Annotated in this window: 20 protein-coding genes and 1 pseudogene; 5 read left to right on the plus strand and 16 right to left on the minus strand. The window is 65.8% G+C overall.

All coding sequences use genetic code 11. The features are described 5' to 3' along the window. Both F620_RS0112635 and amt read left to right on the plus strand, forming a co-directional pair. On the plus strand, positions 1 to 296 hold a 296-nt coding region (locus F620_RS0112635; RefSeq protein ID WP_019570838.1), incomplete at its 5' end, for an integrase core domain-containing protein. A gap of 630 nt (positions 297 to 926) precedes the next feature. After that, positions 927 to 4,328 (plus strand): ammonium transporter, encoded by a 3,402-nt coding sequence (amt, locus tag F620_RS0112640; protein ID WP_019570839.1) that lies wholly within the window; start codon positions 927 to 929, stop codon positions 4,326 to 4,328. A 23-nt stretch (positions 4,329 to 4,351) separates the two neighbouring features. On the opposite strand, the gene F620_RS0112645 is transcribed toward amt, so the two are convergent. Further along, positions 4,352 to 5,089 (minus strand): MBL fold metallo-hydrolase, encoded by a 738-nt coding sequence (locus F620_RS0112645; protein WP_019570840.1) that lies wholly within the window; start codon positions 5,087 to 5,089, stop codon positions 4,352 to 4,354. Between the two features lie 110 nt (positions 5,090 to 5,199). Between F620_RS0112645 and F620_RS0112650 the strand changes: the two genes are divergently transcribed. Both F620_RS0112650 and F620_RS0112655 read left to right on the plus strand, forming a co-directional pair. Then, complete coding sequence (locus F620_RS0112650) at positions 5,200 to 5,811, plus strand: methyltransferase domain-containing protein (RefSeq protein WP_019570841.1); 612 nt, start codon at positions 5,200 to 5,202, stop codon at positions 5,809 to 5,811. Between the two features lie 30 nt (positions 5,812 to 5,841). Then, positions 5,842 to 6,657, plus strand: a complete 816-nt coding sequence (locus tag F620_RS0112655; RefSeq protein ID WP_019570842.1) for a TIGR01458 family HAD-type hydrolase — start codon at positions 5,842 to 5,844, stop codon at positions 6,655 to 6,657. A 111-nt stretch (positions 6,658 to 6,768) separates the two neighbouring features. On the opposite strand, the gene iscR is transcribed toward F620_RS0112655, so the two are convergent. The 15 genes from iscR to leuB all read right to left on the minus strand — a co-directional run bounded on the left by iscR (position 6,769) and on the right by leuB (position 22,447). Continuing rightward, positions 6,769 to 7,248, minus strand: a complete 480-nt coding sequence (iscR, locus tag F620_RS0112665; RefSeq protein WP_018936055.1) for a Fe-S cluster assembly transcriptional regulator IscR — start codon at positions 7,246 to 7,248, stop codon at positions 6,769 to 6,771. Between the two features lie 248 nt (positions 7,249 to 7,496). Then, the gene (locus F620_RS0112670) at positions 7,497 to 8,066 is read right to left on the minus strand and encodes a L,D-transpeptidase (RefSeq protein ID WP_019570844.1); all 570 of its coding nucleotides are present in this window, start codon (positions 8,064 to 8,066) and stop codon (positions 7,497 to 7,499) included. 11 nt (positions 8,067 to 8,077) lie between these two features. Then, the gene (purF, locus tag F620_RS0112675) at positions 8,078 to 9,589 is read right to left on the minus strand and encodes an amidophosphoribosyltransferase (protein ID WP_019570845.1); all 1,512 of its coding nucleotides are present in this window, start codon (positions 9,587 to 9,589) and stop codon (positions 8,078 to 8,080) included. An 87-nt stretch (positions 9,590 to 9,676) separates the two neighbouring features. Then, positions 9,677 to 10,267, minus strand: coding sequence for a CvpA family protein (locus F620_RS0112680; protein WP_019022227.1), 591 nt, complete (start codon positions 10,265 to 10,267; stop codon positions 9,677 to 9,679). A 54-nt stretch (positions 10,268 to 10,321) separates the two neighbouring features. After that, positions 10,322 to 10,978 (minus strand): SPOR domain-containing protein, encoded by a 657-nt coding sequence (locus F620_RS0112685; RefSeq protein ID WP_019570846.1) that lies wholly within the window; start codon positions 10,976 to 10,978, stop codon positions 10,322 to 10,324. Next, positions 10,954 to 12,312 carry a folylpolyglutamate synthase/dihydrofolate synthase family protein gene (locus tag F620_RS0112690; protein WP_019570847.1) on the minus strand — a complete coding sequence of 453 codons (1,359 nt, stop codon included), beginning with the start codon at positions 12,310 to 12,312 and terminating at the stop codon, positions 10,954 to 10,956. Before F620_RS0112690 ends, F620_RS0112685 begins: the two co-directional genes overlap by 25 nt. Positions 12,313 to 12,316: 4 nt before the next feature. Then, positions 12,317 to 13,282, minus strand: a complete 966-nt coding sequence (gene accD, locus F620_RS0112695) for an acetyl-CoA carboxylase, carboxyltransferase subunit beta (protein WP_018870833.1) — start codon at positions 13,280 to 13,282, stop codon at positions 12,317 to 12,319. Positions 13,283 to 13,314: 32 nt separating this feature from the next. Further along, positions 13,315 to 14,148 (minus strand): tryptophan synthase subunit alpha, encoded by an 834-nt coding sequence (trpA, locus tag F620_RS0112700; RefSeq protein ID WP_018870832.1) that lies wholly within the window; start codon positions 14,146 to 14,148, stop codon positions 13,315 to 13,317. After that, entirely contained in the window at positions 14,145 to 15,356 is a 1,212-nt protein-coding gene (trpB, locus tag F620_RS0112705; protein WP_019570848.1) for a tryptophan synthase subunit beta, read from the minus strand. Before trpB ends, trpA begins: the two co-directional genes overlap by 4 nt. After that, positions 15,349 to 15,984, minus strand: coding sequence for a phosphoribosylanthranilate isomerase (locus F620_RS0112710; RefSeq protein ID WP_019570849.1), 636 nt, complete (start codon positions 15,982 to 15,984; stop codon positions 15,349 to 15,351). Before F620_RS0112710 ends, trpB begins: the two co-directional genes overlap by 8 nt. A gap of 57 nt (positions 15,985 to 16,041) precedes the next feature. After that, the gene (truA, locus tag F620_RS0112715; protein WP_026300863.1) at positions 16,042 to 16,869 is read right to left on the minus strand and encodes a tRNA pseudouridine(38-40) synthase TruA; all 828 of its coding nucleotides are present in this window, start codon (positions 16,867 to 16,869) and stop codon (positions 16,042 to 16,044) included. 37 nt (positions 16,870 to 16,906) lie between these two features. Next, positions 16,907 to 17,593 (minus strand): hypothetical protein, encoded by a 687-nt coding sequence (locus F620_RS0112720; RefSeq protein WP_018870828.1) that lies wholly within the window; start codon positions 17,591 to 17,593, stop codon positions 16,907 to 16,909. An 89-nt stretch (positions 17,594 to 17,682) separates the two neighbouring features. Continuing rightward, positions 17,683 to 20,160 carry a FimV/HubP family polar landmark protein gene (locus tag F620_RS0112725; protein ID WP_019570850.1) on the minus strand — a complete coding sequence of 826 codons (2,478 nt, stop codon included), beginning with the start codon at positions 20,158 to 20,160 and terminating at the stop codon, positions 17,683 to 17,685. A 155-nt stretch (positions 20,161 to 20,315) separates the two neighbouring features. Continuing rightward, positions 20,316 to 21,341 carry an aspartate-semialdehyde dehydrogenase gene (locus tag F620_RS0112730; RefSeq protein WP_018870826.1) on the minus strand — a complete coding sequence of 342 codons (1,026 nt, stop codon included), beginning with the start codon at positions 21,339 to 21,341 and terminating at the stop codon, positions 20,316 to 20,318. 29 nt (positions 21,342 to 21,370) lie between these two features. After that, on the minus strand, positions 21,371 to 22,447 hold the full coding sequence (gene leuB / locus F620_RS0112735) for a 3-isopropylmalate dehydrogenase (RefSeq protein WP_196802051.1): 1,077 nt from the start codon (positions 22,445 to 22,447) through the stop codon (positions 21,371 to 21,373). Positions 22,448 to 22,592: 145 nt separating this feature from the next. Here leuB and F620_RS14435 point away from each other — a divergent pair. Continuing rightward, positions 22,593 to 22,775 (plus strand): annotated as a pseudogene (locus F620_RS14435) (IS110 family transposase); the annotation flags it as partial.

Genomic DNA, 22,775 nt, shown 5'->3' on the forward strand with positions numbered 1-22,775 from the left:
GGCTGTGCGCCGACCACGGGATCGAGCATCGTCTGATCCGGCCGAAACGGCCGCAGACCAACGGAATGGTGGAGCGCTTCAACGGCCGCATCGCCGACTTGCTGCGGACCCGGCGCTTCGGCTCGGGAGAGCATCTGAAGGACACCCTCCAGGACTACCAGCGCCTGTACAACCATCAGATCGGGCAGAAGGCGCTGGGGCACCGAACGCCGGTTGAGACACTCAAGGCCTGGCAACAGGAACGCCCCGATTTATTTCGTAAACGTGTATACAATCAGCCGGGACCCGACAAGTAATGCATCCGGCGACTCATGAACGCCGTAAGTCACCGCGGGTGTGACTGTCATTGCTGGGCCCGAACCGACCATCAACCGCCGCATGACACCCCGCACACCATTGCATTCGAGTTGGGATAAGGAGGGGTCAAGGTCACCCCTCTACGCTGGATGCAGGACGATCATGCGTGGCCCCACACCGGCCGTGAATACTTCGGTTTGAAACGTCAGGTCCCGGAACACCTTGTAGTGGCAGACGGCTCCGACCCGGCAGGCAACGACCACATCAGCGGACGGCCTCCCCGATCGCTGTTCGCATTGATGCTTCCTTGTCACATAAAAGACCACTGAGTACTTCCATGTGTTGCGGAAAGCGCCACCTTGGTGCAACTCCCGCCGTGAAAAGCTGCACAGTGGTGCCAAGCGCACCATAGCGAGGCATCGCTTTCTGCATTCCTTTTCATGTTTCGCAAGCCTCGAGGCTGAGCGTGTAACGACCTGCCCCGGGTATCAACCGCCGGAATTTACGCTGGCTAACGGACTCGCCTGTATCTTCACAATACTGCTGCCCAGCCGGCATGGTAGTTGCTCCGTAAAGTCACTGTTCCCAACCAGTTTCCGCCGAAACCCAGCGGGTTAAGGACGCACTGCATGCAAATGACAGATATCGACGTGGTCTGGGTACTGATCAGCGCCACGCTCGTACTGCTGATGCAGGTCGCGTTTCTCTCTCTCGAAACCGGCCTCACACGACAAAAGAACGCCATCAACGTCGCGATGAAGAACGCGACAGACCTCATGATCACCTTGTTGGCGTTCTGGGCGGTCGGGTTCGGACTGATGTTTGGCCCGAGCCCCACGGGATGGATCGGTTCGGGTCCCTGGCTGCCGGATCTGGCAGGTCTCCGCATTGAAGACACGGCTTTTTTTGTCTTTCAGGCAATGTTTGCGGCCACCGCTGCGACCATCGTGTCCGGAGCGGTTTCCGAACGAATGCCCTATGTCGGCTATGGTCTGGTCACGCTGGTTGTGGTCGTCCTGATCTACCCGCTCAACGGTCATTGGGCTTGGGGCGGCGCACTCGCGGACGGTGATGGCTGGCTGGCTGCACTGGGCTTTGTCGATTTCGCCGGATCCACCGTGGTGCACAGTGTGGGTGGCTGGGTCGCACTGGCTGCGATTCTGGTTGTGGGCCCGCGAATCGGCCGATTCACGGAAGAAGGGGCTCAGCGAATCCCCGCAAGCAATCTCCCGCTCGCAGTCACCGGCGGTCTTTTCTTTTTGATTGGCTGGATTGGCTTTAACGGCGGCAGCGAGCTCGGCCTCACCGAGCGGGTACCGGCCATTATTGGCAACACCTTTCTGGCTGCCGCAGCCGGAGCAGTGACCGCCTACCTGCTGGGTCAGCGCATCCATGCCGGGCATGTCGAAAACCTCCTCTTCCCGCTGAACGGCCTGATAGCCGGACTGGTCGCCATCACTGCTGGAGCGCACGCCGTTTCCACGGGCATCGCGGTCTTGATTGGCGCCGTGGGGGCTGCCGTCATGCTGATCGTTGACCTGTGGATGATCCGACACCGGCTGGATGACAGTGTCGGAGCCGTGCCGGTCCATCTGGCTGCCGGCGTCTGGGGCACTCTCGCTACCGGAATGTTCGGCCAGCTGGACCAATTGGGAACCGGGCTGGGACGCCTGGAGCAGATTGGAGTGCAGCTCCTCGGGATTTCGGTCATCGGCGCTACCGCGTTCACCCTTGCCTGGCTGATCCTGCGCGGAATCGATCGTTGGTACCCGCTTCGCGTGACCGCAGAAGATGAACGGGTTGGACTCAATGTGAGTGAACACGGTGCCCGCACGGATCTGGTCGACCTGCTGACCTCGATGGAGCGCCAGGCCAGTGACACGGATCTATCGCGGCGAGTCCCTGTCGAGCCTTTCACCGAGGTCGGTCAGATCGCACGTCGTTACAACGAGGTGATGGAGGCACTGGAACGGGCAGTGAACCGGACTCGAACGATGTTCCGGGACATGACCGAGGGCATTGTCACGTTTGACTCGAGAGGGAACGTCATCAGTCTGAACCCCGGTGCGGAAAACCTGCTCGCGATCGACGAAAAGGGTGTAAGCGGGCGCCCTCTGCGCGAGCTTCTGCAACCGCTCCTCGGCGAGCGTACCGCCGGCGGGATCACAGAACGATTGCAGTCAGGCGAAACACAGGAAGTGGTCGGCACCATTGAAAACCAGAAGCGATACCTGGAACTGCACGCGTCACAGAGCGATGGCTCGGACCAGACCTTCTACACCGCGGTAGTACGGGACATCACGGAACGTCGTCAAGTACAGGATCAACTGGATCGAGAACGAGAACTGGCACAGGTAACCCTCGAGTCGATTGTAGACGCCGTGATCGCCACGGACGCAGAAGGCCGGGTACGTTTCATCAATGCCAGTGCCGCCAATCTGAGCCGCCATCCGTCGGACAGAACCGAGGGCCTTGCGCTGTGCGACCTCTTTCGCTTCGGGGAAGATGCCAGCGAACAGGACTGTGGAGAGATGATCCAGTCCCTGTTGAGCGAAAGGAACGTGCTGAACAGCACAACTGGCTGGAACTTGACCACCATATCAGGGGACACCAGGACGGTGGAGTACACTGCCGCGCCCATTTTCGACCGTGATCGCGAAATGGTCGGCGGTATTCTGGTTTTGCACGACGTCACCGAGGCGCGTTCAATGCAAAGCCAGCTTTCCTATCAGGCGACCCATGATGCTCTTACCGGGCTGCTGAACCGGAGGGAGTTCGAGACACGACTCGCCGAGACAATCGCGGGGTCACGAGATCACACTCGACAGCATGTCCTCTTCTACATCGATCTGGATCAATTCAAGGTCGTCAACGATACTTGCGGCCACCTGGCAGGCGACGAACTGCTGCGCCAGATCAGTCAGGTCATCGGCAATTGTCTGCGCAAATCCGATATCTTCGCACGTCTCGGTGGTGACGAATTCGGCGTCATTCTTTTCGACTGCCCGGTCAGCTCCGGCCAGGAAGTGGCTGAAAAGATTCGCGAAAAGGTTCATCGCTTTCGTTTTCCCTGGAAGGGACGCCAATTTGCCGTGGGCAGCAGTATCGGAATCGTGCCGATCGAAGAGGGACAGAGCGATCTGGCAGAAGTGCTGGGCCGGGCCGACACGGCCTGCTATGTCGCCAAGGAACATGGGCGCAACCGAGTGCACCTGTTCGAGCCAGACGATCAGGAAATGGCCGAGCACAAGGGGCAGATGCAGTGGGCGTCACGCATTCGCGGGGCTCTGGACCGTGACCGGCTGAGGCTCTATTACCAGCCGATCGTATCCACATCACAGGCCGACAAACCGGCCGAGCATCATGAGATCCTCGTTCGCCTCCTCGACGACGAGGACACCCTCGTGCCTCCGAACGCATTCATCCCGGCTGCGGAACGCTACGGGCTGATGGCTGACATCGACAAATGGGTCGTACGCAACACACTTGCATGGATGGGCGACATGCGACGTACGGACCCCGACGATTCCACGGTCTGCGCGATCAATCTCTCGGGAGCGAGTCTTGGAGAGACCGCCTTGCTGGACGAAATCCAGACATTGCTGGAACGGCATCAGGTACCCGGCGAATCGATCTGCTTCGAGATTACCGAGACGAGTGCGATCAGCAATTTCGATTCCGCATTGAATTTCATCGAGACGCTATCCACCACCGGCTGTCGCTTCTCGCTGGATGACTTTGGTTCGGGGCTGTCGTCGTTCGGTTACCTGCACAACCTTCCGGTGCATTTCGTCAAGATCGACGGTGCGTTCATACGCGAGATCGTAAACAATCCCACCGACGAAGCCATCGTTCGGTCCATTCACTCCATCGCCCAGACCATGGGCCTTCAGACGATCGCTGAATTTGTCGAAGATGCTGACGCCATCGAACGCCTCTCCGAGATCGGTATCGACTTCGTACAGGGTTACTACATTGCGCGTCCTCGCCCCCTCGAACAATTTGGTGGCGTGAAATTCATGCCGCGATGACTTGCCTCGGCGCAATCGAAGACTCAGCGGGGATTGCCCCCCGTGCCGGAGCGAGCCCGCGGTACGGGACGGTACGGCTGGCTGCGGATCCGGTCGTGTTCGTGCATGCGATAGTGCACGAAATCGTCCACCGCCTCGAAGTGCATGAACGGATTGCCCTCTTCTTCCTCGGCCAGCGTCGATTCGGGCTTTTCCGCGTAGTTGTGGCCGGGATGGATGCAGGTGTGCTCCGGCAGGCCCTCGCGCAGGCCCTTCAGGGTGTGGAACATCTGCTCGGGGTCGCCGCCGTGCAGATCGCAACGGCCGCAGCCGAACACGAACAGGGTATCCCCGGTAATCAGGTCGTCGCCGGCCGGCATGTGGAAGCAGGTCGAGCCCGGGGTATGACCGGGGGTGTGCAGCATGCGGATCTCGGTGTCGCCGAGCATGAAGCGGTCGCCACCGTGGTGCAGCTGCGGCTGTTCCAGGTCACGGCCCCAGAACTCCGCCTCGGGCTTGAGCAGGTGCAGACGCGCCGAGGGGTTGTATTCGAGGATCGCCTCGATGCCATTGATGTGGTCGTGATGGCTGTGGGTCAGCAGGATGTCGCTGATCTCCACGTCCTGTTCCCGCGCCTGGCGCAGGATCGCGTCGGGGTCCCAGGCCGGATCCACCACGGCAGCGCGCCGGCTGCCCACATCTTCGATCAGGTAGACGAAGTTCTCCATGGGACCGAGTTCCTGGCGATGGATCCGATAGGGAAGCGCACTGGACTGGGGCATTGGCTGTCTCCGTGGTGATGTCCGTGGTAATGCTGTCGCGATTCCGGCCCGGAACGCGGGCCGGCTACCATAAGGAAGTAAACCTACATCCTGTGGAATCCCGAAACGTCATGCAAAGTTCCGCGCCCGAAGCCGAAAACCCCGAACAGCACTGGCAGGCCCGTTATGACGCGGGCTCGACCCGCTGGGACCGGGGCGAACCCAGCCCTTCTCTTGAGCGCTGGCTGGCGCTCGCCGATCTCGCGCCCGGCGCCCATGTGCTGGTGCCGGGCTGCGGCTATGGCCACGAGGTGCCGGCGCTGGCCGAACGCGGCTTCCGGGTAACCGGCCTGGACGTGGCGCCCACGCCGGTCGAGCACCTGCGGACGGAGCTGGAACACCGGGGCCTGCAGGCACACGCGGCGGCCGTACAGGTCGACATGCTCGACTGGATGCCGGAGGCACCCGCGGACGCCATCTACGAGCAGACCTCGCTGTGTGCCCTGCCCCCCGCGCAGTGGGAGGCCTACGCCGAGCGCCTGCGGCGCTGGCTGCGCCCGGGTGGCGAGCTGTTCGCCTGTTTCATGCAGACCGGGCGCGAAGGCGGGCCGCCCTATCATTGCGCCCTGCCCGACATGCAGGCACTGTTTCCCGAGGAGCACTGGATCTGGCGCGACGACGCCGGGGCCACGGAGCATTTCAACGGCAAGCATGAAATCCTGCGTCGGCTGATCCGGCGCTGATACGGGCCGCCCGACGGCCGGGAGGTGACCATGTTCCTGCAGCCACCCAGTGGCCTCGACCGCACCCGCGCGGTGCTTCTGGATCTCTCCGGTGTCCTGTATGTCGGGGACAAGGCGCTGCCCGGGGCGGCCGATGCCCTCCGGCGCCTGCACACCGCCGGCTACCCGGTGCGCTACGTCACCAATACCACGCGGCATTCCCGATCCCGCATCGTGCGGGAGATGGCCGCGCTGGGCTTCAGCATCCAGCCGGAGCACCTGGCCACCGCGCCTGCGGCCATTCACGCCCGCCTGCAGGCCGAAGGGCGGCGGCCGCTCCTGCTGCTGAATCCGGATCTCGCGCCGGAGTTCGCGGACCTGCCGACGGAAGATCCCGACGTCGTGGTCATGGGCGACATGGGCGAGGCCTTCGACTATGCCCATCTCAACGGCGCGTTCCGGGTCCTGATGCACGGGGCACCCCTGTGGGTCATGGGACTGAACCGGTATTTCCGCGAAGGGGACGGTCTGTCGCTGGATCTGGGCCCGTTCGTGCGCGCGCTGGAATTCGCCGCCGACGTCACCGCGGAAAACTTCGGCAAGCCGGACCCGCGCCTGTTCCACGCCGCCGTCGCCGATCTGGGACTGCAACCGGAAGAGGTCCTGATGGTGGGGGATGACGTGACCGCCGATGTCGACGGGGCACTGGAGGCGGGCATGGCCGCCTGCCTGGTGCAGACGGGCAAGTACCAGCCCGGCGACGAGAACCTGTGCGGTCACCCCGGCGCGGGACTGGCGGGCGATCTGGCGGATGTCGTGGACGGCCTGCTGGATCCCGCCTGCCATCCCGAGCGGGAACGCCCCTGAATGAGGACCGCCCCGACGGACTTCCGGGGGGAGAAGACCGACGGGGCGGATAGGGTACCGGACCACGAACCCGGCACGACCCGCCAGGGCGGGCCGCACCGTTGATCGTGATCAGGCGGCGTCGTTACGGAAGATGAAGTGGTGCCGGGCGCCGCGACGCTCGTCCTGCTGCCGCGCCACCTTCTGCACTTCCGGACGGTTGGCGAACTGCGCCAGGGTGATGCCGTCGAGGAAATCGTACAGCTGCTGACTCAGCTCGTCCCACAGCTCGTGGGTCAGGCAGCGATCGCCCTCCTGGCAGTCCTTGTGGCCCTTGCAGCGGGTCACGTCCACCGACTCATCCACCGCCGTGATGATGTTCGCGACGCTGATCTGGTCAGCACGCTTGGCCAGACGGTAACCACCGCCGGGACCGCGGACCCCTTCGACCAGACCCGCCTTGCGCAGCTTCGCAAACAGCTGCTCCAGATAGGACAGGGAGATCCCCTGGCACTGGGAAATGTCGGCGAGGGTCACCGGACCGATCCGGTCGTGAATCGCCAGGTCCATCATTGCTGTCACCGCATAGCGGCCCTTGGTCGAGAGTTTCATGTCTTTCGCCTCCGAAATCGTGGTCGGTATGTCGCCTTGTTCCTTTTCCCAATCCTTATGGCAACAGATTCCGTTCCTAGTTCCCGACAACCATGGTCAGGAATAATTCCGCTATCCTAACAAGCGCTTTGACAGATTTCACGCTTTTCTAACGGTTGTACGCATTAGGATATTCGGGAACGGTCAAAGTTCCAACAATCGCGGGGATTTTTTTCCCTGGCGGTATCGGGGCTATAGACCCGGACGGACTACGACCCCGCCCGGGCGTCGGGCAGGATCCGCACGGGCGTGCCGACCGGGAGACGGGGGAACAGCTCGATGACCTCGTCATTGCGCATGCGCACGCAACCATGCGAGGCCGGCTGGCCGATGCGACCCTCTTCGTCGGTACCATGGATGTAGATGTAACGCTGCAGCGAGTCGATGCCCTCGCCACGGTTCACACCATCTTCCAGACCTTCCAGCCACAGGATCCGCGAGGTGATGTTGTCACGCGGACTGCGTTCATCGGGGCCGGTGAGGATCTCGGCCGTCTGCCCGGTATTGCCCCGGGCGCGGAAGATGGTGCCCTTCGGGGCGCCCTCGCCGAAGCGCTCGGCGATGCGATGCAGACCCGGCGGGGTCTTGAGGCTCCCGTCCTCGTTACCCACGCCGTTCTCGGCGGTGGACACCTCGAAGATATCGGTCACCCGGCCGCCCTCCCACACGTAGAGGCGCTGCTGGTCCACGCGGACCACGACCACCGGCAGATCGGCGGAGGCCCGCGCCCGTTCACGGGCGTCGGCCACCACCGGTTCGATCCACTCGAGCGAGGGCAAGGTCACGTCGCCTACTTCTTGTTGGCCAGGTCGAGGACTTCGCCCGCGACCGGCGTGTTCTTCACGCCGTCGGCGCGGGCCGCGGCCAGCTGGTCCAGATAGCCATCCGGCAACTCGGTCACGTATTCGCCGGTGAATACCGAGCAGTCGAATTCGTCGATCGCGCGGTTACCGCGCCACACCGCTGCCTTCAGGTCTTCCAGGTCCTGGTAGATCAGCCGATCGGCCGCGATCGCCTCGCACACCTCGTCCTCGTCGCGCCCGTGGGCGATCAGCTCGTGTGCAGCCGGCATGTCGATCCCGTAGACATTGGGATAGCGCACCGGCGGCGCGGCGGAGGCGAAATACACTTTCTTCGCCCCCGCCTCGCGCGCCATCAGCACGATCTCGCGCGACGTGGTCCCGCGCACGATGGAATCGTCCACCAGCATCACGTTCTTGCCCCGGAACTCCAGCGAGATGGCATTGAGCTTCTGCCGTACCGACTTCTGCCGCTTGGTCTGCCCCGGCATGATGAAAGTTCGGCCGATGTAGCGGTTCTTGATGAAGCCCTCGCGGTACTTGATATCCAGCTCGTGGGCCATCTCCAGCGCGACGGTGCGACCCGTGTCGGGGATGGGCACGATCACGTCGATATCGTGATCCGGCCACTCGCGGCGGATCTTCTCGCCCAGCGCGGTGCCCATGCGCATGCGCGCGCGATGGACGAACACGTTGTCGATCACCGAATCGGGCCGGGCAAAATACACATGCTCGAACATGCAGGGCGTCAGCCGCGTATTCTCCGCGCAGGCGCGCGTGTACACCTCCCCCTCGGGCGTAACGAACAGCGCCTCGCCGGGGGCCAGGTCACGCTCCAGCTCGAAGCCCAGCGACTCCAGCGCCGCGCTCTCGGAGGCCGCCATCCACTCCCGTCCCTCACCGTCTTCGGCCTCGCGCGAGCCGTAGACCAGCGGCCGGATCCCCTGCGGGTCGCGGAACGCCAGCATCCCGCGGCCGGCGATCATGGCCACCACGCCGTACGCCCCGCGCGCCCGCTGGTGCACCCGTTCCACCGCATCGAAGACAGAGTCCGGCGTCAGGCCGTTGTCGATGAACCGGAGCAGCTCCTGGGCGAAGACGTTGAGCAGGATTTCGGAGTCGGAATCGGTATTGATGTGGCGCCGATCGGTCGCGAACAGCTCGTGCTTGAGTTCCCCGGCATTGGTCAGGTTGCCGTTGTGCCCCAGCGTGATGCCGAACGGCGAATTCACGTAGAAGGGCTGGGCCTCGGCCGAAGACGAGGAACCGGCGGTGGGATAACGCACATGGCCGATCCCCATGTTGCCGGTCAGCGTCTGCATGTGATGATTGTTGAACACATCGCGCACCAGCCCGTTGTCCTTGCGCAGATGCAGCCGCCCGTCATCGTCGCAGGTCACGATGCCCGCGGCGTCCTGGCCACGGTGCTGCAGCACCAGCAGGGCATCATAAATGGGCTGATTGACCGGGGAACGGCCAACGATTCCGACAACTCCGCACATACTGACTCCAGGGGGTTCGGGATGGCCCTTGCGTGACCGGGCCGGATCGGTGATTCGTTTCGACGGGTAATGATTACGGATGACGTCCTATTGCGGCGCATCCGGCGGTTCGGCGTCCGGTTCGGCCCCGGACTCGAACGGGAACGAGGCCTCTCCGCCGGCGCCCGCGTCCGTCTCGCCGCCGGACAGCAGACCCTCCAGCTGTTCCTGCCAGTCTTCGGGGAGCAGTCCCAGCATCCAGTCGACCACGCGCTCGAAATGCGGGATGAGCATGCTGCGCTCCCACCAGCCCTCCTCCGGCATCAGGGTCAGCGAGGCGAGGAACACCAGCATGGCCACCAGCACCACACCGCGCAGAGCACCAAAGATGACGCCCAGGGCACGGTCGGTCCCGGTGAGCCCGGTTCCCTTCACCAGCTTGCCCGCGAGCACGCCCAGCAGGCCGCCCACGATCAGCACGGCAATGAACAGCACGGCGAAGCCGATCGCCAGACGGATGGTCTCGTCCGGGATCGCATCCGGCAGCACCACGGCCACGTCGGCGGCAAAGCGGATGCCCACCCATATGCCCACGATCCACGTCGCCAGCGAGAAGGTCTCGCGCACGAATCCGCGGAACAGGCTGATGACTCCTGATACGGCGATCAGGGCAACAATGACAAGGTCGATCCAGTTCACGGTGTCAGTCTATCGCAGGCTTGCTGGAACACGTACATCGATGCGTGGCGACCTTCAGGGGAAGGTCACCACGATCCCGGACAAATCCCGTTCTTCTTCCAGGTCCTCGCGCAGGCGGATCGCCGCTTCGCGATCGGCCCGAGGCCCGACCTTCACCCGGTAGACGGTCTCGCCGTCCACCGTCACGTCCTCGACAAACGCCGCCAGGCCGGCATCCCGCAGGGCCCGTTCCTGTTCGCGCGCATTATCCCCGTCACGGTAACTGCCGACCTGGACCGCCCATCCACTGGTAACCTCCTGCGTCGGTTCCCCCTCGCGCCGCAGCGGTTCCGGACCCTGCGCCGCCTCGGTTTCGGGACTGGCCACAGAGTCGTCCGCGGCCATGTCATCTTCGTCATCTTCCGCGTCAAGGTCCGATGGCAGTCTCCGCGCCTCCGCAACGCGCGACGTATCCATGCCGGGCGTTTCCATCTCGTCCTCCGGTGCTTCATCGCGCATGCGCGTGTCACGTTCCGATGGCAACGGCACGTCCGGCTCGGCGAACTGCGGTGCCTCGGGGACCGGGTCTTCCGCATCCGTCATGTACTGGTAGCCCGCCCCGTCGAACAACCATGGCAGGAAAATCACCGCGAGCGCGATCAGGATCACCGCGCCGACCAGGCGATAACGCACAACCGGCTCGTCGCTCACGGTGACACCTCGGCCGTGCATACCCGCTCCACCGGGCGCGTCGCCGTGGCTGCCGCCTCGGCCAGGAACGCGGGCCCTTCGGTCGCGGCGGCAGCCACGGTGTGGAACGACCCGAACACCACCACGCGACCCGACGCCCCGGCCAGCTCCCGCGCCCGATCCAGCCCCTGCGCCACGCTCGCCACCGGGGCTTCAACCCGGCCGACACCGGCTGCAGCCAGCTCCGCGGCCATGTCAGCCGCCGGCAGCGCGCGCGGAAGATCCAGGGACAGCGGCACCCAGTGGTCGACCACCTCGTCCAGGGCCGCCCACATCGCGGCACGCTCCTTGTCGGCCATCACCGCCACGGCGGCGACCACCGGACCCGATACTGGTCGCGCCCGCAGCCAGCGACCCAGTTCCGCGACCGCATGCCCGTTATGGGCTACGTCGAGCAACCATTCGGGCTCGGCCCCACCCGGGCGAATCCGCTGCAGCCGACCCGGCGCCTGGCTGCACAACGCGGCCTCCACCACGGAGCCGTCCAGGCGGTATTCCAGCCCGAGACCCGCCACCACGGCCATGGCCGTGGCCAGGTTCATGCGTGCCGCGCCATCCACGGTCGCGACCGCCTCCGGCGCCAGCTCCAGCAGCGTCTCCTCGGCTTCGAAGCACCACCGCAGCGCATCTGCGCGCCCCACGGCAGGCTGCAGGTCGTAGTCCTCGCCCACCTGACGTACCGGCACGTCGAGCAGGCGAGCCCTGGCCTGCACGCTGTCCGGCGGATCCGGGTCGCCCAGCATCAGCGGGCGAGCCTCGCGCAGGATCCCCGCCTTTTCGGCCCCGATCGCCTCGCGGGTGTCGCCCAGCCATTTCTGATGGTCCAGATCCACCGCGGTAATGACCGCAATGTCGGCGTCCCAGATATTGGTCGCGTCCAACCGCCCGCCCAGGCCGACCTCCAGCACCTGCACGTCCACCGCGGCCTCGCGAAACAGCCAGCCGGCGGCAAGCGCGGCAAATTCGAAATAGGTCAGCGAGTCCTCGCCCCGCGCCCGATCCACCGCGTCAAAGGCCCGGCACAGCGCATCGTCCTCGGCCTCGACGCCGTTGATGCGAATGCGCTCGTTGTAGCGAACCAGGTGGGGGGAGGTGAACAGACCGGTGCGCAGACCCATTGCCTGCAACAGGGCCGCGGTACGCGTGGCCACACTGCCCTTGCCGTTGGTCCCGGCCACCAGCACCGTACGCGGCGCATGCCGGCACAGCCCCAGGCGATCGGCGACCAGGGTCGCCCGCTCCAGGGTCAGATCCATGGCGACCGGATGCAGGGTCTCCTGCCAGCTCAGCCAGTCGTCGAGACGTTCGAAGCGCACGGCCTCAGTCGGCCGGCCGGCCGCGGCTTTCGTCCGCTCCCGCGGTGGCCGGCACGGCCGCGTCCACGGAACCGGAATGGGCTTCGCGGCTTCCGGGCTCGGGATCCTCGCCCGGGGCCGGCGCGTGCATCATCATGCCCAGGATGGACGCCAGGCGGGTGCGCATCTCGCGACGGTCGACGATCATGTCGATGGCGCCGTGATCCAGCAGGAATTCCGAGCGCTGAAAGCCCTCCGGCAGGGTCTCGCGCACCGTCTGCTCGATCACCCGCGGACCGGCAAAACCGATCAGCGCCTGGGGTTCCGCCGCGTTGACATCGCCCAGCATGGCCAGACTGGCCGAAACCCCGCCCATGGTGGGATCGGTCATCACCGAGACGAACGGGATGCGCTCCTCGCGCAGACGCGCCAGTACCGCGCTGGTCTTGGCCATCTGCAGCAGCGAGAACAGCGCCTCCTGCATGCGCGCTCCGCCCGAGGCGCTGAAGCAGACCAGCGGAATCTGTTTCTCCAGCGCCCGATCCGCACCGCGCACGAAGCGCTCGCCGACCGCCGAGCCCATGGAGCCGCCCATGAAACGGAAATCGAAGGCCGAGGCCACCAGTGGCCGGCCCAGCAGCTGCCCTTCCATCACCACCAGGGCGTCGCGCTCACCGGTGGATTTCTGCGCGGCTGCGAGCCGGTCCTTGTATTTCTTGGAATCGCGGAACTTGAGGACATCCGAGGATTCGATGTTTTCCGCAATCTCCTCGCGTCCCTGTTCGTCGAGGAAGGTCTCCAGACGCCGCCGCGCGTGCATGCGACGGTGATGCCCGCACTTGGGGCAGACATCCAGATTGCGCTCCACCTCGGGGCGGTAGAGCGTGGCGTCACAGCCTTCGCAACGCACCCACAGACCTTCCGGGACCCCGCGCTTGTTCGCGTTGTCGGTGCGGATGCGCGAGGGCATCAACTTTTCGAACCAGCTCATGCCGACTCCGTCACGGACGCAAAACGCGCATTCTACACCGAGCCGGCGGCACTCGTGGAGCGTGCCGCATCCATCGCGCGACGCATCTCACCGAGTTTGTCCGCCGCCGCCCGGATGAAGCCCGCCGAATCCCCCGGATGGGCCTCCGCCAGACTGACCAGCGCACTGCCAACCACTACCGCGTCGGCCACCCGCGCCACGGCCGCCGCGGATTCCGCATCGCGGATCCCGAAGCCTACGCCCAGGGGCAGATCGGTGTATTGGCGGATCGCGTCGAGACGTTCATTCAGTGCCGAGGGGTCCAGACTCTGCGAACCGGTCACGCCCTTGAGCGAAACGTAGTAAACGAACCCGCGTGCCGCACGCGCCAGGTGACCGATCCGTTCGCTGGAGGTTGTCGGGGCCACCAGGAAGATCGGATCGATCCCCGCCCGGTCGAGCAGCCCGGTCACCTCGTCGCATTCCTCCGGCGGCAGGTCCACCGTCAGCAGACCGTCCAGCCCGGCCGCCGCGGCCTCGGTGGCGAAGGTCTCGAAACCCATGCGCTCGACCGGGTTCAGATAGCCCATCAGCACCACCGGGGTATCCGCGTCGCGTTCGCGGAACTGACGCACCATCTCCAGCACGTCGCGCAGCCCGGTGCCATGCTGCAGGGCCCGCTCGTGCGCGCGCTGGATCACCGGCCCGTCGGCCATCGGGTCGGAAAACGGGACCCCGAGTTCGACCAGGTCCGCGCCGGCCTCCACCAGCGCATGCATCAGGTCGACCGTGGCGCCCGGTTCCGGGTCGCCGGCGGTGATATAGGGCACCAGGGCCGCACGCCCGGCCCCACGGCATTGTTCGAAGCGTTGCTGGATGCGGCTCACAGCGTAATCCCCTCGCGGTCGGCCACGGTGGCGAGATCCTTGTCGCCACGGCCGGACAGGTTGACGATGATGCTCTGGTCCGGGCGCATTGTGGGCGCCAGATCGAGCACGTGCGCGATCGCATGGCTGGTTTCCAGCGCCGGGATGATGCCCTCGGTGCGGGTCAGTCGATGGAAGCCGGCCAGGGCCTGATCGTCGGTCACCGACACGTAGCTCGCCCGGCCGATGTCCTTCAGCCACGCATGCTCCGGCCCCACGCCGGGGTAGTCCAGCCCGGCCGAGATGGAGTGCGTGCCGATGATCTGGCCGTTGTCGTCTTCCATCAGGTAGGTGCGGTTGCCGTGCAGCACGCCGGGGCGCCCGGCGCCCAGCGGCGCGGAATGGCGCCCGGTATCCACGCCCTCGCCGCCGGCTTCCACGCCGACCATCTCCACGGACTCATCCGCAAGAAACGGATGGAACAGTCCGATGGCATTGGAACCGCCACCCACGCAGGCCACCAGAGTGTCGGGCAGGCGACCGGTCGCTTCCACGTGCTGCTCGCGAGCCTCGCGTCCGATCACCGCCTGGAAGTCGCGGACCATCGCCGGATACGGGTGAGGACCGGCGACCGTGCCGATGATGTAGAAGGTGTCGTCGACGTTGGTGACCCAGTCGCGCATCGCCTCGTTGAGGGCATCCTTCAGGGTGCGGGTCCCGGAGGTCACCGGCACCACCTCCGCGCCCAGCAGGCGCATGCGATAGACGTTGGGGGCCTGGCGGCGGGTGTCCTCCTCGCCCATGTAGACCACGCATTCCAGCCCCAGACGCGCGGCCACGGTGGCGGTCGCGACGCCGTGCTGCCCGGCCCCGGTCTCGGCGATGATGCGCTTCTTGCCGAGATGCCGCGCCAGCAGTGCCTGGCCGATGGTGTTGTTCACCTTGTGCGCGCCGGTATGGTTGAGATCCTCGCGCTTGAGGTAGATCTGCGCGCCGCCCAGCTCGCGCGACAGCCGCTCCGCGTGATAGAGCGGATTCGGCCGCCCCACGAACTGCCGCAGATCGCGATCCAGCTCGGCCAGAAATGCCGGGTCCTTCATGTAACGTTCGTACACGCCCTGCAGTTCGTCCAGCGCCCCCATCAGGGTCTCCGACACGAACCGCCCGCCATACACACCGAAATGCCCGCGGGCATCCGGGAACGCGCCCCAGTCGATTGCTTCAGTCATTCAGTGTCACCTCGTTGCGTCGCACGGCGCGCACGAAGGCGCGCATGCGTTCCGGTTCCTTGATCCCGGGTGCGGACTCCACCCCGGAACTCACGTCGACCCCCCAGGGCCGCGTTACGTTCAATGCCGTCTGTACCGACTCGGGATCCAGACCGCCGGCCAGCAGCCACGGCCGTGGCAGATCGGCCGGAATCCGCGACCAGTCGAAGCGGTGACCGGTTCCGCCGGTACGCCCGCCACCGTGGCTGTCAAGCAGGAACCCGCGTGCCTGCGGGTGCGCGTCCATCGCCCGGCGCGGATCCGCATCGCCGGCCATCGCGACCGCCTTCAGATAAGGCCGGCCGAACCGCGCACAGTCCGCCGCCTCCTCGTTCCCGTGAAACTGCAGGCAGTCCAGCGGCACGACGTCCAGGACCTCCTCCACCCGCCGGGGATCCTGATCCACGAACAGACCCACGGCACTCACCAGCGGAGGCAGCGCCGCGGCAATCCCTGCGGCCTGCTCCGCGCCCACGCAACGCCGACTGGCCGGGTGAAACACCAGGCCCACGGCATCGGCCCCGGCCTCGGCCGCCGCGCGCGCCTGTTCCGGGGTCGTGACCCCGCAGATCTTGATCCGATAACGCATTGGCCAAGCCTACCAGAACGCGCCGGATTCCCGCGGATACCCTGCCCGGGATCACCCTTACACACTGGCCGGCACCGGTCCCAGAACCGGTGCCTCCTGATCCGGCAGCGCAAACTCCGGCGGGTATTCCACCTGCACGAAGTACAGCCCCCCGGCCGGCGCCGTGATCCCCGACTGGCGTCGATCCCGCGCCGCCAGCACCTCACGGGGCCACTCCAGCTCCGCGCGGCCGTCGCCCACCGCCAGCAGTACGCCCGCGATGTTGCGCACCATATGATGCAGAAACGCATTGGCATGCACGTCCACCAGCACGTACTCACCGCGTCGCCGGACCGTCACTTCGTGCACGCGACGCACCGGCGACTTCGCCTGACAGGCCGCCGCGCGCAGACTGGTGAAATCCTGCTCGCCGACAAAATGCCGCGCCGCCTCCTGCATCCGCGCGACATCCAGCGGCCGCCGCCACCAGGCCACGCGGCCCGCCTCCAGACCCGGCCGCACGGGTCGGTTCGCGATCACGTAGCGATACCGGCGGGAACGCGCCGCGAAACGGGCATGGAACGCCGGTGCGACCGGCTGCGCCCAGCGAATCGCAATCGAATCCGGCAGGTTGGTGTTGCCCCCCAGGATCCAGGCATGCGCCTCGCGCCGGCTCGCGGTGTCGAAATGCACCACCTGAGCCGTGGCATGCACCCCCGCATCGGTTCTTCCGGCGCAGGTCAGTTCCAGCGGGTGATTCGCGACGAAGCTCAGCGCCTTCTCCAGCTTCTCCTGCACGCTGGGCCCGTCCTTCTGCCGCTGCCAGCCCAGCCACGGCGTCCCGTCGTATTCGACCCCCGCCGCCCAGCGCTGCAAGCCCGCCTCCGGTTCCCTTGTCTCTCCCATCCGCTGCCCGTACTCCCCGTATTTCCTCGGTGCCGGTTTATCCCGTCACCCAACCGCCCCACTGCAACCCCAGTGCGACCATCCCCACCAGCGCCATCCAGCCGGTCTCCACTCCCCGCCAGCGATCCTCGCGCACCGCCATCGGGGAGCCCGGAGCGGGCTGTTCCCGTTCGGCCGGATCCAGGGCCGGATCCAGGGCCGCGTCCAGCCGCTGCACCAGCCATTCACGCACCGCATCCACCCTCGCCCTGCGGTCCCCCGACAGCCGGCCCCGCCGAGCTTCGATTCCGGCCCGGTCGCGTTCGAACGCCTCCAGCGCCAGGAACAGCCGGCGGGCGAAAGAGTGTCCGGCCCCCAGCGCTGAACCCCGCCGACCGCCCAGCACGCTGCCCAGGGCCGGCACCAGTTCCGTGCGCGCGTACCGATCCGTCAGCCAGACCACGGCCAGCACCACCAGCATCAGCGCCACGATCCGCGTAGCTGCCTCCAGCAGCCCCGCCGCGGTGCCTCCATCCACGGGCCACAGCCCGAAGAACAGGGCCAGCGACAGGTAGAACCACTTCATGCGCCACCACATGCGCAACGCACGCTCCCACGGGAACGCCCGCAGCCCCGGGGCCAGCAGCAGAGCCGGCACCGTCACGGAGACAGCCACCGGGGATGCCGTCAGCACGGCCCCCGACAAGAGCAGAACGGCCCCCAGGGCCCCGATCGCCGGTTGCATGACCACCTCCCCAACGCGAAAAGGGGCCCGCAGGCCCCTCTCGCCGGTACGGTCCGGACCGCGGGCGAACCCGCCGACCGGCCACCCCGTCAGGCGTCTTTCAGTTGGTCCTGGATCGCCCGGGCCCGCTCTTTCTCTTCATCCGACCCGGAGGCCATGATCTCGTCGATCAGGTCCTGCGCGCCTTCCGGATCACCCATGTCCGCATAGGCCTGGGCCAGGTTCAGCCGGGTCTCGTTATCATCTTCGCCTTCGGCCGCCGGAGCCGCGGGTTCCTCCGCCGCCGGTTCGTCTGCTTCGGCGGACGCAATCGGTGGCTCGTCGCCGCCGGCTTCGTCGCCCAGCAGTTCGTCCAGATCCATGGACGGGACATCGCTGCCGGCATCGCCACCGGCAGGCTGACTGTCATCGGCGGACGGCAGATCCGACTCCTCGATATCAAAGGACAGATTGTCGAGGTCGTCGAGATCCCCCGCCGCATTCCCGGCTTCCGAACCCTGACTGGCAGCGGCCAGTTCTTCGTCGAGCCCGGTATCGGCCTCGAAATCCATACCGCCATCGAGCTCACCGGCCGCCTTTTCCGGCGCCGTCGGCTCGCCCGAACCCGACGCCTCCTGTTCCTCGGCAAAACCGGACAGGTCGAACTCGCCGGCTTCGTCGGCCGAGTCGCTGGCCGTGGTATCCGCGGATGGCGCACCCGAGGCCGCAGAAGCGTCGCCCGATCCGGCTTCCAGTTCCGCGAGTTTCTCGCGGATCTCGCCGTCTTCCGGACCCAGGCGTTCGCGCAGGCTGGCGGCGGCCTGGCGCATCTCGGAGTCGCGCCCCTGAGCCGAGAAGGCCTCCACCAGCTTCAGGCGGTACTGGAGATTATCGGGCTCGTCGTCGATGGCCGAGGACAGGGTATCGACGGCCTGATCGTTCATGCCGTAGGCGAGGCAGACATCCACCTCGGCCAGCACATCGTCGGCGCTCATGCCCGCGGTTTCCGACGCCCCGCTTTCACCAACCGGGGTCGGCTCGCCCACCGATTCTTCCGCCTGGCTAATGCCCGTGTCGTCCCCACCGCCCGGGCGCGCCGGAGTAGCCGGGGCCTCGTCCTGCGGTTCCGCAGCGGAGTCGCCAGTCGAGGCGGCAACGGCGCCTCCGGCAGCCACCCCCGTGGCACCCGCCACCGCGGCGCCCGACACGGACGGCTCGGACGCCTCCTCGCGGGCCTCGTAACCGCTGCGCGGATCCGGGGTCGCCTTGACGCCGGAGTTGTCCACTCGGGCATTGCGGTCGCCACCCGGGCCACCCGGGCCGCCACCACGACCGCCGCGGGCAAATGCCAGCAGAACCAGCACCAGCAGCACCACCAGGGCGATGGCCATCATCATGAGCAGCGGATCGTTCATGATCCGCTGGTGCAGCGGAGCGTCACGTTCGGCCTCGGCCTCTTCCATGCGCACCCGCAGTTCCGCCCGCTCGTCCTGCAGCTCCGCGAGCTGGGCTTCCAGCGTGGCCAGTTCCTCGCTGGCGATCTCGGCCACCTGTTCGCGATCCTGCAGGGATTCGCGCATGCGTGCGATTTCTTCCTGCATTTCGTCCATTTCGGCACGCTGCGAGATCAGGGCCTCCTGGACGACTTCGGGCGATTCGGCGATCAGCGCCGCTTCCTCACCTTCCGGCAGCACGTCGGTAACGATTTCGAGACGGTCATCCACTGCGTCCGCATCGTCTTCAGCCGCCACGGCTTCGTCGTCTTCGCGTTCGGCTTCCTCTTCACGAGCTTCTTCGGGATCTTCCTCGGGCTCGTCCCTGGCCTCTTCCTCGACGACTTCTTCGGCCACCTCCGGATCCGCTTCCTCCGTCACTTCTTCTTCGGTGACCTCGGGCTCCGGTTCGGGACGCGTACGCGCCTGCCAGTCTTCGGTCTGACGCTGGATTTCTTCACGCGCCCCGGCGGCGTCGACCGCCTCCAGCGCCGCACGGTCCGGCGTGCGCAGTTCCGCGTCGGCACGCAGCGCATTGACGTTGCCATCGATAAAGGCATCGGGATTTTCCCGCAGGAACGCGAGCATGGCCTGCTCGTTGCTGACCCCGCTCAGCCCTGCCCGCTGCACGATCGCATACAACGTGTCACCGGAGCGTACGCGATAGGTGTCCTGCGGGGCCCGGCGGTCATCATCGGGCGCGGCCGCGGTGGTGCGTGCCGCCGCACGATCATCCGGAAGCGTGCCCGGAGGATCCAGCAGCAGGTTGATTTCACGGTAACTGCGCCCCCCGTCCCAGCGGGCTTCGAGAAGGACCCCGATGTAGGGCTCGCGCACGGGCTCGCGGGTGCGCAGGACGACTTCGCGATCCTGCCCTTCGCCACGGAGTTCAACCCGCAGGTCCCCCGGCACGCGGCCCCGGTCCAGTCCCGCACGGCGGTACCGCTCTTCGGAGGCCTGACGCACCTGCAGCGATTCATCGGTCGCCGCGCCTCCGCGCAGCGCCACCCGGACATCCAGCGCCTGGTTCAACGTGGACCGGATCTGGGGATCGCCCAGCCCCACGGAGCTGGAAGAGGCCGGCGCGACCAGCAAAAGAATGATTAGCCCGAATAGTAACTTGCGCACGAACGTCCCCCTGTGTGTGCGTGGTTGCTGTCCGGGGCCGCCCGTGTCTCTGCCGACACGGGCTGTTGCCCGGCCCCTTGAACAATGAGGCTACCAGATCCCCGGCATATTGTGGGATTTAATCACAGGTAATCGCGGATCAAAACCTCGGCGATCTGGATCGTGTTCAAGGCTGCGCCCTTGCGCACATTATCGGAGACCACCCACATATCCAGCCCGCGGGGATGCGAGATGTCCTCGCGGATACGGCCGACGTAAACCGCATCGGTGCCACTGCTTTCGGTCACGGCGGTCGGGTACCCTCCGTCCTCGTGGCGATCCAGCACCTCGATGCCCGGTGCGGCCGCCAGCAATTCGCGCGCGCGTTCGGCCGAGATCTTCTCGCGGGTTTCGATGTGCAGCGCTTCGGAATGCCCGTAGAACACCGGGATGCGCACCGCCGTGGGATTCATCTGGATGGACTCGTCGCCCATGATCTTGCGGGTCTCCCAGACCATCTTCATCTCTTCCTTGGTGTAGCCGTTGTCCTGGAAGACATCGATATGCGGCAGCGCGTTGAACGCGATCTGCTTGGGGTAGACGCTGCATTCCACCGGGCGACCGTTCAGCAGTGCCGCAGTCTGGTGCGCCAGCTCCTCGATCGCGTCCTTGCCGGTACCGGAAACCGCCTGATAGGTGGCCACGTTCACGCGTTCCACGCCTACCGCATCATGCAGCGGCTTGAGCGCGACCAGCATCTGGATGGTGGAGCAGTTGGGATTGGCGATGATCCCGTGGCGCTCGTAGTCGCCTACCGCATCCGGATTGACCTCCGGGATCACCAGCGGGATCTCGGGGTCATAACGGAACTGCGAGGTGTTGTCGATCACCACGCATCCGGCCGCGGCCGCCTTCGGCGCGTATTCCTTCGACACCGACGCTCCCGGCGAGAACAGCCCGATATCCACCTGCGAAAAATCGAATTGCGCGAGGTCTTCCACGATCAGCTCGCGGTTCCCGTAGGAGACGGTGCTGCCGGCCGAGCGTTCACTGGCCAGGGCATGCACCCGGTCCAGCGGCAGGTCCCGCTCGGCCAGGATGGAGAGCAGGGTCTCGCCGACGGCACCGGTGGCGCCGACGACGGCCACGTTGAACTTGCGATCACTCATGTCGGGGTCCTGTAACGTTAAAAAGGGTGTCAGGCGTCGTCCAGCGCAGCGACCAGGGCATCGCCCATACCCTGGGTCGACACCAGCTGCATGCCGTCGCCATGGATGTCCGGGGTCCGCAGGCCCTGATCGAGCACCCGCCCCACCGCGGCTTCCAGACGTTCGGCAAGGTCGTTGCGGTTGAGGCTGTGCCGCAGCATCATGGCAATCGACAGCACGGTCGCCATCGGATTGGCCTTGCCCTGCCCGGCAATGTCCGGCGCGGAGCCATGGATCGGTTCGTACAGACCAACGCCCTCGCTGTTCAGCGAGGCGGACGGCAGCATGCCGATGGAGCCGGTCAGCATCGCGGCCGCATCCGACAGGATGTCACCGAACATGTTGCTGGTCACCATCACGTCGAACTGCTTCGGATCGCGCACCAGCTGCATGGCCGCGTTATCCACGTACATGTGCGACAGCTCGACCTCGGGGAACTCCTGCCCGACGCGCTCGACCACCTCGCGCCACAACTCGGAGACCTCCAGCACGTTGGCCTTGTCCACCGAGCACAGGCGCTTGTTGCGTTTCATCGCGGCCTCGAAGCCGACCCGCGCGATGCGCTCGATCTCGGACTCGCTGTAGCCGGCGGTATTGAAGCCGTAGCGTTCGCCGTCACGCTGCTCGATTCCGCGCGGCTGGCTGAAATAGATCCCGCCGGTCAGTTCGCGCACGATCAGCAGATCCAGCCCGCTCACCACCTCGGGCTTGAGGGTGGAGGCCGAAGCCAGCTGCGGGTAGAGGATCGCCGGGCGCAGATTGGCGAACAGCTCGAGATCGGAACGGATCCCCAGCAGGCCGCGCTCGGGGCGCAGGTCACGTTCCAGGGATTCGTACTGCGGGCCGCCGACCGCACCGAGCAGGATCGCATCGGCGCGGCGCGCCTGCTCCCGCGTCGCCTCGGGATAGGGGTGGCCCGCCGCATCATGCGCGGCGCCCCCGATCAGACCCTGTTCGATCTCCAGTTCGAGGCCGCCGATCTCGGCGACGCGTTCCAGCACTTTCAGCGCCTCGGCCACAATCTCGGGCCCGATCCCGTCACCGGGCAATACCAGAATTCGGTTCACAAACCTCTCCTAACCATCAGATCCATCGATTTTTTTCCACCCGTAGACATGATGGATTGACCTGCCCGACCTCGAGAGCGTGGGTTATGTTCTCGGGGTTGGGACAACCACCTTCAACACAGAGCCAATATCGAGGGGGCAGGTCATGAACCAGTTTAGCGCGGAAGGGATGAAGGATGCAGGGCCGGCGTCGGGTCTGACCGGCGTGAGGCAGGCGGTGGAGCAGGCCGCCGATGTGTACGGCGCCTACATCGGGCTGGACGTGCACAAGGAGACGATCGCGGTGGCGGTGGCCGAGTGCGGTCGTGGAGCGCCGGAGTATTACGGC

It is taken from the genome of Thioalkalivibrio sp. ALE11, from assembly GCF_000381205.1.
Taxonomy (GTDB): Bacteria; Pseudomonadota; Gammaproteobacteria; order Ectothiorhodospirales; family Ectothiorhodospiraceae; genus Thioalkalivibrio.

Excerpts from the sequence above, each read along its gene's own strand:
- F620_RS0112645 (WP_019570840.1), bottom strand. The coding sequence starts at position 5,089 with ATGCCCCAGTCCAGTGCGCTTCCCTATCGGATCCATCGCCAGGAACTC.
- F620_RS0112710 (WP_019570849.1), bottom strand. The coding sequence starts at position 15,984 with ATGCGTTATCGGATCAAGATCTGCGGGGTCACGACCCCGGAACAGGCG.
- amt (WP_019570839.1), top strand. The coding sequence starts at position 927 with ATGCAAATGACAGATATCGACGTGGTCTGGGTACTGATCAGCGCCACG.
- truA (WP_026300863.1), bottom strand. The coding sequence starts at position 16,869 with ATGGGAGAGACAAGGGAACCGGAGGCGGGCTTGCAGCGCTGGGCGGCG.
- F620_RS0112730 (WP_018870826.1), bottom strand. The coding sequence starts at position 21,341 with ATGAGTGATCGCAAGTTCAACGTGGCCGTCGTCGGCGCCACCGGTGCC.
- iscR (WP_018936055.1), bottom strand. The coding sequence starts at position 7,248 with ATGAAACTCTCGACCAAGGGCCGCTATGCGGTGACAGCAATGATGGAC.
- trpB (WP_019570848.1), bottom strand. The coding sequence starts at position 15,356 with ATGACTGAAGCAATCGACTGGGGCGCGTTCCCGGATGCCCGCGGGCAT.
- accD (WP_018870833.1), bottom strand. The coding sequence starts at position 13,282 with ATGAGCTGGTTCGAAAAGTTGATGCCCTCGCGCATCCGCACCGACAAC.
- F620_RS0112650 (WP_019570841.1), top strand. The coding sequence starts at position 5,200 with ATGCAAAGTTCCGCGCCCGAAGCCGAAAACCCCGAACAGCACTGGCAG.
- purF (WP_019570845.1), bottom strand. The coding sequence starts at position 9,589 with ATGTGCGGAGTTGTCGGAATCGTTGGCCGTTCCCCGGTCAATCAGCCC.
- F620_RS0112685 (WP_019570846.1), bottom strand. The coding sequence starts at position 10,978 with ATGCACGGCCGAGGTGTCACCGTGAGCGACGAGCCGGTTGTGCGTTAT.
- F620_RS0112655 (WP_019570842.1), top strand. The coding sequence starts at position 5,842 with ATGTTCCTGCAGCCACCCAGTGGCCTCGACCGCACCCGCGCGGTGCTT.
- F620_RS0112720 (WP_018870828.1), bottom strand. The coding sequence starts at position 17,593 with ATGCAACCGGCGATCGGGGCCCTGGGGGCCGTTCTGCTCTTGTCGGGG.